The sequence below is a fragment of the Litoribacter ruber genome (assembly GCF_018500185.1).
GTDB classification, from domain to species: Bacteria; Bacteroidota; Bacteroidia; order Cytophagales; family Cyclobacteriaceae; genus Litoribacter; species Litoribacter ruber.
Genome location: NZ_JAHBGI010000001.1, coordinates 528851 through 538511, shown reverse-complemented (window position 1 = coordinate 538511; position 9661 = coordinate 528851). Strand labels below are relative to the sequence as shown.

At 45.4% G+C, this 9661-nt stretch carries 7 protein-coding genes; 2 read left to right on the top strand and 5 right to left on the bottom strand.

The genetic code is table 11. The annotated features are described in order from the left end of the window. Window positions 1–110 precede the first annotated feature (110 nt). The 3 genes from KIH41_RS02280 to KIH41_RS02270 all read right to left on the bottom strand — a co-directional run bounded on the left by KIH41_RS02280 (window position 111) and on the right by KIH41_RS02270 (window position 3032). Entirely contained in the window at window positions 111–869 is a 759-nt protein-coding gene (locus KIH41_RS02280) for a hypothetical protein (RefSeq protein ID WP_214161362.1), read from the bottom strand. Window positions 870–1231: 362 nt separating this feature from the next. Beyond that, a complete protein-coding gene (locus tag KIH41_RS02275; protein ID WP_214161361.1) occupies window positions 1232–1927 on the bottom strand; it encodes a LytR/AlgR family response regulator transcription factor in 696 nt (231 codons plus the stop codon). After that, window positions 1917–3032: a histidine kinase gene (locus tag KIH41_RS02270; RefSeq protein WP_214161360.1), complete on the bottom strand. Its 1116-nt coding sequence runs from the start codon at window positions 3030–3032 to the stop codon at window positions 1917–1919. The genes KIH41_RS02275 and KIH41_RS02270 overlap by 11 nt, the downstream gene beginning before the upstream one ends. 208 nt (window positions 3033–3240) lie before the next feature. Between KIH41_RS02270 and KIH41_RS02265 the strand changes: the two genes are divergently transcribed. Both KIH41_RS02265 and KIH41_RS02260 read left to right on the top strand, forming a co-directional pair. Continuing rightward, window positions 3241–3708 (top strand): MauE/DoxX family redox-associated membrane protein, encoded by a 468-nt coding sequence (locus KIH41_RS02265; protein ID WP_214161359.1) that lies wholly within the window; start codon window positions 3241–3243, stop codon window positions 3706–3708. 932 nt (window positions 3709–4640) lie between these two features. Continuing rightward, the gene (locus KIH41_RS02260) at window positions 4641–4886 is read left to right on the top strand and encodes a DUF6520 family protein (protein ID WP_213946847.1); all 246 of its coding nucleotides are present in this window, start codon (window positions 4641–4643) and stop codon (window positions 4884–4886) included. Between the two features lie 45 nt (window positions 4887–4931). On the opposite strand, the gene KIH41_RS02255 is transcribed toward KIH41_RS02260, so the two are convergent. Beyond that, complete coding sequence (locus KIH41_RS02255; protein WP_214161358.1) at window positions 4932–6284, bottom strand: RagB/SusD family nutrient uptake outer membrane protein; 1353 nt, start codon at window positions 6282–6284, stop codon at window positions 4932–4934. 146 nt (window positions 6285–6430) lie between these two features. Next, complete coding sequence (locus KIH41_RS02250; protein ID WP_214161357.1) at window positions 6431–9661, bottom strand: SusC/RagA family TonB-linked outer membrane protein; 3231 nt, start codon at window positions 9659–9661, stop codon at window positions 6431–6433.

Here is a 9661-nt window from a genome sequence, read left to right as displayed (position 1 = left end):
GCGCAGCGCTGATCGGGAAATAAACTCCTAAACGCCGAATCCATTTCAACTTCGTACTCCCATTGCGCCCTTTGCGAATTCCTTCGCGCCCTTTGCGTGAAACCAATGCCTCATTTTTCCTTCCGCGAAGAAGCCCCCAACACCACTCCACATGCCCCCTCCTTCAGCTGCACAGGCCCATCAGTCCCCAACTGATAATACCTTATCCCCATCAAAGCCGTCACCAGTACCTCTTCATATTTCTGCTCGTAAGCCATTCGAACCTTGCCAAGATGATCCATTCCCTCCTCGATCGGCACAATCAACTCCTCCCCCTCATTATCCCAACATTGGCGCTGCTTCTCCCCATCCTCAGATATCAATACCACCCCATATCGGATCGAAAAATGCGTGGCCCTTTGCGGAACATGCCTCAGACTACCCCTAAAACCAAACTCCACCACCTGCTCTTCAGTCAATATATTCACTGTAGGAAGACTCTCCACATAATCACTCACCTGGTATTCCTTGGCCAACTCAAACCCCTTCAGCAAACCCACTTTCCCATTCAACAACTTTCTGTCCCCTCTCTCCAAGAGCTCGTCAGACTGAATAATACGCTGAAAGACCCCCGTCAGATAGGAAGGCATATAGCCTGTCTTCATATCATACAAAAAACTCCACGCCACATGCCTATACAGCTGGCTCAACGACGTGGCCCTCCCAAACTCCGACGCCGTCTTCCTGCTATTGACAAACTCCGGCCTTTTCCTAAACTGTTCCCCGGTCAGCGAGCTCTTTCTTCTCGCATAATGTTTCCCATTCATCTTATAAAAGCATACCCCATCCACGGTACCCTCAAATTCATGTCCTGCTGATTGCCTTGCCATATTTTTTTTCTCCTTAATCCATTAATCCCTTAAACCATTAATCCCAAACCCATAAACCATAAGCCTTAAACCATAAACCATAAACCATCTCGTTGTGCGAACGTCTCCCACTTCGCACCCCCACATTAATCCATTAATCCCTTAAACCATTAATCCTTCCCATATGAACATTTGAACAGTGAACATTTTGAACCCTGAACATTTGAACAATAAACCCTGAACATTTGAACACCTGAACACCTAAACATTGAACACCTGAACACCTGAACACCTAAACATTGAACACCTAAACAATAAACCATAAGCCTTAAACCATAAACCATAAACCTTAACCCATAAACGAACACCTTAAACATTAAACCTTAAGCCTTAAACACTTCAAACCATTTCAAAAAGCTCCTCCCCACAGGCAGCACCTCTCCATTAACCAACTCTACCCTTCTCCCCTCATGCCTTCTGATCGCATGCATATTGACGATATAACTCCGATGGATCCTTACAAAATTCTTCGGACCCATTTTGGCCTCCACCTCCTTCATCGTCATCCTTAGCAAATCCTTCCTGCTCTCCGTATGCACATGAACATAATCACCATCAGCCTGAAAATACAAAATCTCCTTAGGTTTAAGGGAATGAAGCTTATGCACCCCCTGACGGATATACAACGGCTCCTCCTCCTCCACCCTTGACCCATAATAAGTTGAAACCTTTGAAATCGCCTCCATAATTTCCTCCTTCCCAAAAGGCTTCATCACCGCTGCCAACACGTCCCTTATCCTATAGGATGCTATCACCTTTTCAGGATGGGCCGATACCACCACCACAGGAATTTGGTACACCTTTATAGACTCCATCAGATCCATACCATCCACATCAGGCATCACCAGATCCGTAAATAAAATATCGGGACGAATCTCCCTCACTAGCCGCAAACCCTTCTTTCCATCTGTCGTACCAAATGCAATCTTCACCCCCTCCAGCTCATCAATATACTTTTCAATCAGCTTCACCACGTGAGGCTCATCGTCTATCACCCCTATGCTATATTCACGATTCATATGTCAACCTAATCTCAAGTGAATACCAACCTCTCTTTACCCGCTCCTCCATCTGGTACCCACTTCCAAAAAGCTTTTCCAAATGCACCCCCACATACTTCTTCCCAATACCACTTCCTTCATTTGAACTTGCCGACCGCAGCTTATTATGTACACATATCAATAAGGTACCCTCACCCTCCATATATACACAGATAAAGGCCGGCTGCTGGGGATCATTGTATACGCCATGATGAACCACATTCTCCAGAAGCGATATCAACACCATTCTGGGAAATACCAGACCCTCATAGTCTGCCGACAATCCATTCATCAACAACACATGCGATTTGCCGCCAGTCCGCTCATCCAAAAACTCCAAATACCGCTTGGCTACCAGCAATTCCTCCCCAAGAGTACTATCCTTACTGGCAATACTATACTTCAAGATGTGGCTCAACTTCATAAGATGCCTGGCCTGACCATGCCCCGATAGCTCACCTTCCGATTGGATCAACTGTAGCGTATTCAGCAGAAAATGGTGGCTTATCACACCCCTGGTGTAGTTAAGCTCTGCCTCCAATACCTGCTGCTTGGCTTCCAGAGCCAGTTTCTCCGCAGCCAACACCTTGTTTTCCGCATCCAAACGCTGGTTTTCCTCCTCCACTAGCTGTCTCTTCATGAGCTCTTTCTCAGTCCCAAGCTTTTGGCTTAGCTCCCCCAGGCTTGTGGAAAGGGCATAGACACCAAAAATGAACACCCGCATCACCTCCTCCACCACAAAGTCCTGAAAAATGAGCTCAATATGGCCCCACAGCCAACTGGTCAATAGCCACTTGGGCCAGAAATAAATGTTGATGAATATCAAAAACTTGATAATAGGCCCTATATACTTCCCCTCCCATAGTACAGGCCTATAGATCCATATCCAGAAGAAATAAAAAATCATCAGGGCACATATCAAATTGATCCCTACCCTCAGCGGATCTATCTCATACTTGCTATGTAAGAGCGTGGTCGTAAAATCAAACGCCAAAAACACACTCCAAAAGAGAACATGAATATACACCTGCCTTCCTACAAAGGGGATACTTTGGTCGTTTAACCGTAAAGTTTGGTCGTTCATCGCATAAATTTTTTAGGTAAAAACTAATTAGCTAACTTTTACTTGTAATTAAAAAACCGACTTCAAACCAAGCTAAACGTCTACTAAACAATGATATAGAAAATTTTCAAATTTAAATAGCATTTAATAAAAACAATTTTCAGGTAACCTTTACCATAAGGCGACAGGAAATCCATTGTCCAAAAAATGCAACTTCTAACCAATAGCCATGACCAAACACCACAACATATTGACCGAAGTCACCGCCCTCCTACTTATCCTTTTGATGGGATATACAGGACTGGCAAAACTGGTGGATTTTCAAGGATTCCAATCAGCCATGCAGAATCAGGAGATACCATTTGATTGGGCAAGGCAACTGGCCTGGGCAATCCCCTTGGTAGAGATGCTCCTGGTGGGATTATTACTTTGGGAGAAGACAAGAATCTGGGGCTTTATCGGATCCCTTGCTTTATTATCCATCTTCAGCACCTACGTAGGCCTGATCTGGATAGGCTCCTTCCCCCGAGTCCCCTGCGGCTGCGCAGGCATCTTCGACTCCATGAACTGGGGAGCCCACCTGGCGGTCAACCTGGGATTTGCCGCCATCAGTGCTCTAGGCATATATCTCTCAACCACAAATCCTGCAGTACATCATCAGGCGGTTGGAAATAGTTCAAAGTTTAATTTCCCCTAAAGCGTAGGATGGAAAGATTAATATAGAGCAGAGCATTGGTTTATGGCTTATGGTCCGCTGCGCGGACGTTTAAAGTTTAAAACCGAAAACCATAAACTTTAAGCCATAAACGTCCGCATAGCGGACAATAACCTATAAACAAAATCCCTCTTCTTCTGAGAGTGAGGGTCAATTATAAAACTGGGCGAAAAAAAAACTTTACAAAGAAGTCTGAAGGACTTCAACTATGAGTAACCCCGGGTGGCAACCCGGGGCAAATAACTACAAAACAACCAACAACCCTGAAAGGGTTGAACTATCCGCTATACTTTTGATAGCCAAATGGATATAAACAATTTCCGCCGAGGAGGATGAACGGATTAACGTAAAGCAATGAGTGGGTTTATGGTTTATGGTCCGCTTTGCGGACGGTTAAAGTTTAAAGAACCGAGGCCCATAAACCATAAGCCATAAACGTCCTCGAAGTTTACCTCCCGCGGGAGGATGACAATAAACTATAAACAAAATTCCGCTTCTTCTGAGAGTGAGGGTCAATTATAAAACTGGGCGAAAAAAAAACTTTATATAGAAGTCTGAAGGACTTCAACTATGAATAACCCCGGGTGACAACCCGGGGAACAACAACTACAAAATAACCAACAACCCTGAAAGGGTTGAACTATATACGTAATCTTCGGCGCAGACGGTTAAAGTTTAAAACCGAGGCCCGTAAACCATAAACCATAAACGTCCTCGGAGAGGACAATAACCTTTAAACTAAAAGCCTATGGATCCATAATAATACGTCAGTCTGGGATGCTGCCAGGCAGCAAGCAGGCACCAGCAGGGGGCAAAAGAAAATCCGGCCGCCCCTCTCCGAAGAGCGCTCCTCCCCTGCCCGGGAGAAAGCTCAAAGCGACCGGAAATAGTAATAAACCATAATATATAAAGTTATGAAAAAAATCGTAAAATCGCTCCCAGCCCTGGGATTGGCGCTGGCAGCAACAATGGCATTTGCGTTTAACATGCCATCAAAAACGAATCAGGTCAAATTCGCCGACCATCCTACCTTAGGTCCAATAAATGTTACAAACTGGACTCTTGGAGAGGATTATGAATGTGATTCTGGAGACCAATGCACCTATGACGAAAACGGAATGACAGTGGAGCAAGGAGCTTTCATACCATTGCGTGAGTAGTAAGGGAAATATAAGGTGATGGAATTTTTCCATCACCTTTATTACTTACCTGGGATTCTGCTCCATATTATTTAAAATCACCTCCTCCATAGGTAAGGGAAATACATATCGGGGGTCATTCGGCAACAATTCATATTCTACCCCATCAACTATCCTTCTCAATATCCTGCCATAAAAGCCTTCCCTGTTCAACCGCTTCAAATCCAACCAATTCACCCCCCGGTGGATCAGTGACTTCCTTCGTTCGGCAATCACCAAAGACATGGGGTCATCTATGGATTCTGTGGTATAGGATTCAAACGTCCCCGCCAAATACCGGTGATCGAGCAACTCATTTAATGCCTCGATCCCCTCTTCCACCTGCCCCAACCGAATAGAAGCCTCGGCATAATTAAGATACATCTCATCCAGGGCAATTCCCCCAAACCATCTAAACATTCCCGAATACTGCCCCCTGAAACTTTTACCTGTTGGTCTATCGATAAAATATAAGCTCTTTCTCAGATCACCGTCTTCGTATTTATTATACATGGCAGTATCAACCAATGTAGTAACCCTCGAAAATGTGGCAGAATGAACCAAACTGGCATGAAATACCACCTCACTGTTATACCTTTCAAATGGGTAAAGGATAGAACTATTGAGCAGATTATAATCCATTAATGAGAAAGGCCCCGTCAATACTGAATCTGCATAAAACCTGCTCATCTCATAATTGCCCATACTATGATAGATCCTGGACAGCAACCCGTACACGGCATATTTGGAGGGTCTGGTTTTGATTGCCGAAAAGTCCGGAAGGTCTGAAACCGCATCTTCCAGATCCATTAAAATTTGTTCATAACTTTCCCCAAGCGTACTTCTAACAGGCCTTTCCAGTACATTTTGGCTCAACTTTAACGGAATACCCAGCTCTCCTACATGCGCGGGATCATACTGTCGTGCAAATATGGACACAGCATTATAGTGACCGAGCCCCCTAAAGAATCTTGCACTAGCTACTATTTCCTTAATTTCTGCATTGTCAGGATCGCTTTCCAAAAACTCCAATGCTTTTTCCAAAACCACATTGGCAAAGTACACAATCTGGTAACACGACCTCCAGTCTCCCGGAAACTCCCCCTCGTATATTTCGGGTTGCCAAGTATAGGCATTCCTTTCAACCGCGTTGGTTAGACTATTATAGGCCACTGTTGGAAAGTAAATGTCATCTGAACTGAATACCCCCATCGAAGGCACAAAATTTAGCACTTCAGAATTGTCAAGCATCAGGTTAAGGTCATCTATAGTACCCGGAACCACGATTGACTTATCCGGTCTCTCGTCCAAGAAGCCCTCACAACCGAACAGCACTCCTACAGAAAGGATGGTAATAATAAAGTATATATGTTTTTTCATGATATTTTATATTTGATGTTAAAATTTATGTTGACTCCAACTATGAACCGTTAACCGTGAACTTAAATAAATACCCCGCCCGCCGGAACCGTATAACTAAACCTTATGAAGAAAGTACGGCGGAACGGGGATATTTATGACTTGACTCAGAGATCAACCCGTATCCCAAAGGCAATGCTTCTCAGGGGTCGGCTTATTGGAAAATCCGGGTCCAATGGGTCATCACTGGCTTTCCAAAGGATGCCAAGATTGTTGGCATAGGTATAAACTTCCGCACGTTCAAATGGCAGCCTAGGAAGTTTGCTTTTACGCAACATATAAGAGAACCGAACATCCTGAAACCTTATATGGTCACCCCGTTCTACCAAAATCTCTGAAAAACGGTATATGTTATCCCTGCTGATATTCACGGCAGAAGGGATCGAGGGCACATTAGTTATAAGTTCATCCCCAGGTTGCTGCCACCGGTCAGAGAAATCCGCATGAGAAATCCTGCCTGCCAATACTTCATTGTACAATACAGAATTCCGCCTGTAGAAATAACCCAGCCTGTAACTGATGTTGACCGATAATGAAAAATCACCTACTGAAAAATCATTTCTCACCGCACCAAATACTGGCGGCCTGGCAGGGCCATGGTATATCATATCCCCAACCTCGGTATTGTTGATAACCCCGAAATAATTGTTGCTGGGTTCACCGTCCAGATATCCCCTAGGGTCTCCCGTAGCAGGATCCAGACCTGCCCAAGGAAGGCTATAAACTGAGTAAAGAGGTCTTCCTACCAGAGGATAGGCATTTATTGATCCCATTGCACCGCTGCCATGCATCAAATAATTATTGACCGTGGCCTCAAAGAAATATCCGGTGATTTTTTCCCTTACCAGATTGCCTATCAGAGTCCCTGTCCATTTTAATCCTTTATCCAATATGAGGGTATTCAACACCATATCAATTCCCTGGCTTCTGGAAGTGGATGTGTTTCCCCTAAACCTGATCACCCCACTGGATGGTGCCATTTCGGTATCACCGATCAAATCCTCTCCATATTTGTCAAAAAAATCAATACTGCCCCAAAACCGGCCATTTCCATATTCAAAATCAAGTCCCAAATTGGTAACCCGCGTCTTCTCCCATCTTAACATGGGATTGGCCGGATTTTGGATCAAACTATAGGGCAGGCCCGGATTGATTGTACCTGAGCCCCCCACAATACTGGAAGAGGTCACCTCCGCTGTCAGTCTTTTATCCACGTTGCCATTATAGCCGAAAGTACTTCTGAGCTTTAAAAAATTGAATTTTTGATTTTGCAGAAAGTCCTCGTTCGAAAGCACCCAGCTGCCTCCCACAGACCACAGCGGCACTCCCCTCATATTGGCCTCAACCCCAAATAGATTGGATTGATCTTTTCTCATGCTTGCCGAAAGACCGTATTTTTCGTTGTATAGATATGACCCATTGAAATAATAGGAGACAAACCTGTCCGTAAGATCGGTATGGGCTAGGCCGTGAGGTATCGTGTTAAGCTGGCCGGGATTGTTGTACATCGGAAACCGGCTTACATAATCCACTGGCAGACTCATGGCCAGATTGGGGTTATAGCCGTAAAATCGATTGGAATTGCCACGGGTTTCCAGATCCTTGACTTCCCATCCCCCCAGTAAATTGATATCATGTACCTGACCAATTATTTTTCTGTATCGCAGCTGCCCCCTAAGGTTATGGCTTTGCGAAAACCTGTTGTTCCGGTTTGATATAGCCCCCAGCGGAATGTGCCGCACCAGTTCCGTCCCCACGGTTTCAGTATATCTATTAATCAAGTTTCTGGTAAAATAACTATCCGCGTCCCAAACCGTACCCGCATCCCTGTCATTTTGCCAATACTGATACTGAACCTCCGCATCCAATCCTGCCAAAATATTATATGAGGTTTGCAGATTTACCCGGATATCCGTGCTTTCTATGTGCTCACGCTGCCTCCCCAGATCTTCAAGCGGAATATATTGCCAATCCAACAGCCCCTGGTCTCTGGCCCCGCTTACAAACCCCTGCCTATAATCCCGGATTATGGATTGCGGCCTACCCTGATCATCTACCAACCTTGCATAAGGATAAGCTGGATCAATGGACTCAAAGGTTACTTGGGAAGGCCCCTCATTACCCGTTGTTCTGAGGTCTCTGACCAGATAAATGCCCGTTCCCACTTTTAGCCTGCCTTTCATGCCCGTCCAGGTATTTTGGGCCGAAAGCGTAATCCTGTCCTCATTGTTGTGGGTAAAGCCGGTGGTATTGTTATCATACCCTGCCGAGTAGGCATAGGTACTGGACTTGGTCCCTCCCTGAATATTGGCCGCAATTTGATAGAGATTGCGCGGTCTCAAATAATACCGGGACAAATCATGCCTGACATCTCCGCCTCCCAGCTCACTTCTGATGGCTCCCAACTCTGAGTCGGATATCAGGCCATCCCTGTGCCTTATCATGCTTTCTACATAAGGAGTTAGCGCACGGTTGTCAATGGAGCTCTCCCTGGCATTGTAAAACCCCCTGCCAAACAACAGCTCCTCCACCTCTAGAAATTCCGGGGTGGACATTATTGGATTGTACCACAGGTCATCCTGCTGGGTAGTAGTAAAATTTGTGTTGATACTTACGCGAAGAGGCCGTTCCAGTCCTCCCTTTTTCGTCGTGATCACAATTACACCGTTTCCGGCCCTGGCTCCCCAAATGGATGCTGCAGCGGCATCCTTCAGTACCGTCACCGATTCCACATCATTGGGATTGATATTTTCCAGGGGACCGTCATAAGGAAAATTATCGATAATGATCAGTGGCTGTGAATTGGCAAATATGGTATTTCGCCCTCTTATACTGAGTGGGTCCTGAGGGGAACCGGTCCTGTTGAAAACCAATCCCGGGGTGACATCCTCCAGCCGGTCCAATATATTGTTGCCCACCCTTCTATCCACAAGCTCGTTGTCCAGATAGGAAAACGAACCCGTCATTCTCTCCTTTGGCAACTCAAGGTATCCGGTGGAAACCACTTCCACCATCTGGAGCGCATTCTCACTTTCCTGAAGCGCAAATACCAATTCATTTTCGCGGGGAAAATCAACCCTTCTTACCAACTGTTCAAATCCCACGTAATCCACCGTGAGCGTATACGACCCAGCCTCCAGATTCAAAATGAAACTTCCCTCCTCATCACTCACTGCCCCCAAATCCCGGTTTTGGATCCTTATTACCGCCCCGGGCAACCCCTGCCCATTTACGGCATCCACTACCGTACCTCTGAAGGTCCGGTCGCTACGGGTCTGCCCCATTGTTGTCAGACAACTGAGGCAAACCAAAATTTTAATCAGTAATACTCTTTTCAT

Bases quoted from the DNA above. Each gene is read 5' to 3' on its own strand.
- KIH41_RS02280 (WP_214161362.1), bottom strand. From the start codon at position 869: ATGGCAAGGCAATCAGCAGGACATGAATTTGAGGGTACCGTGGATGGG.
- KIH41_RS02275 (WP_214161361.1), bottom strand. From the start codon at position 1,927: ATGAATCGTGAATATAGCATAGGGGTGATAGACGATGAGCCTCACGTG.
- KIH41_RS02270 (WP_214161360.1), bottom strand. From the start codon at position 3,032: ATGAACGACCAAACTTTACGGTTAAACGACCAAAGTATCCCCTTTGTA.
- KIH41_RS02265 (WP_214161359.1), top strand. From the start codon at position 3,241: ATGACCAAACACCACAACATATTGACCGAAGTCACCGCCCTCCTACTT.
- KIH41_RS02260 (WP_213946847.1), top strand. From the start codon at position 4,641: ATGAAAAAAATCGTAAAATCGCTCCCAGCCCTGGGATTGGCGCTGGCA.
- KIH41_RS02255 (WP_214161358.1), bottom strand. From the start codon at position 6,284: ATGAAAAAACATATATACTTTATTATTACCATCCTTTCTGTAGGAGTG.
- KIH41_RS02250 (WP_214161357.1), bottom strand. From the start codon at position 9,661: ATGAAAAGAGTATTACTGATTAAAATTTTGGTTTGCCTCAGTTGTCTG.